Source organism: Aquimarina hainanensis, from assembly GCF_042684685.1.
Taxonomy (GTDB): domain Bacteria; phylum Bacteroidota; class Bacteroidia; order Flavobacteriales; family Flavobacteriaceae; genus Aquimarina; species Aquimarina hainanensis.
The window spans coordinates 19,441-21,090 of the sequence record NZ_JBHULX010000030.1; the positions used below are offsets into that span (position 1 = coordinate 19,441).

Sequence of the window (1,650 nt, forward strand, 5' to 3'; positions counted from 1 at the left end):
TCCTGTTACTTCTACATTGTCTGTAGCGGCATTCCATGATAATGTAAGAGAAGTGCTGCTGATATTAGAAGCGACTAAAGCCGTCGGAGTAGTTGGAGCTTGTGTATCTCCTCCGGATGCTCCGGCAAGAGGAACTTTCCATACACCACGACCGTAAGTAGCGGCTATCAGTACCTGATCTTTTAAATTAACCTCCAGGTCTCTTACAGAAATAGTTGGCAGATTCGAAGAATAGTTTACCCAATTGTTATTACCACTTTTGTAATATACCCCCAGGTAAGTTCCCAGATAGATATTTTCTGTTCCTTTTTGGTGGCGTACTACCAATTTTGCTTCTCCAGGAAGACCTCCTGCAATATTGCTAAAATTAGTTCCCTGATTAGTAGACTTAAAAACTCCTCCGTTACCAGAACCACTGGTGCTTACATAGATAATGTTAGAATTGTCATTATGAACTTCTACAGAAGAGATATTTGTTTGGAAGGTATGGATAGAACTCCAATTAATTCCTTTGTCCGTACTTTTATATAAATTTCTACCTCTTGCCGCATACATATTATTAGCATTGTTAGGATCTAATTCTATATGATCTAAGTTTCCACCAAAGTTAAAATTAGACACTTTTTGGAAGGAATTGTTACTCACTTTGTAGAATTTGCTATATCCAGCATATAATACCCCATTTTTATCTGAGACAAGTGGAGTAATCCAATTTCCTCTTTCTGGTCCTCTTGCTACTTGACGCTGCGTAACTCCTCTGTTGGTCGTTATATGTAATGTTCCTCCATATTGAGTAAAACTATAATAGGTGTCAGAATTATTACCACTTACAGCACAATCCATTCCATCTCCTCCATGATGATTATTCCATTCTGTTCCGTTGAGGGCATATCCTCCATTGTCCTGTAGACCACCAACTAATCGATCAGCACTACTGTTTTGAGCTACAGATATTCTATAGAATTGACTAATCTGTAGTCCTTTTGTAAGACTGTTAAAACTACTTCCGTCGTTTTCAGAAAGGTATACTCCTCCATCACTACCACAAAATAGTTTTCCGTTATAATATCTCAAAAAGTGGATATCAGCATGTGTATAAGTTGCTTGTCTGGGGGAACTCCAATTGTTGATTTTGGTAAATCTGTTTCCTCCATTAGTTGATTTCCAGATGTTAATGCATCCTACAAAAACAATGTCAGGGTTTTTGTCAGATACTCCAAGAGCTAAATCATACCATGCTTGATCTCCTTCAAAAATATTTTGAGTTTCTTGCGTTTTAGTGAAGCTTTCTCCACTGTTTGTCGATTTGTATAGGCCTTGAAAAGTGAAGCCTGTTTTGGCACTTAATACATATACATACTCAGGGTTAGCTGGAGTAATATCAATCACTAATCGTCCTGATCGGGAAGGAAGGCCACTCTGTTTTTGACTAAATGTATTTCCTCCATCAGTAGATTTGTAAAAATTAGAACTGGTAACAGCATAAATCACCTTAGAGTTTCCAGGTTTTAGTTTGATGTCTTTGATGTTGCCATTCAGTGTTTTCGTCCAATTTGTTCCTGCATTGGTAGTTTTATAAACTCCCGTATCGGTGGCTACCCATAAGGTATTGGAGTTATTCGGATCAATGTAGATATCATTACTGGATGC

1 pseudogene is annotated in these 1,650 nt (G+C 37.8%); it reads right to left on the minus strand.

Annotation, left to right across the window (positions count from 1 at the left end):
* Nucleotides 1-1,650 (minus strand): annotated as a pseudogene (locus ACFSTE_RS14425) (hypothetical protein); the annotation flags it as partial.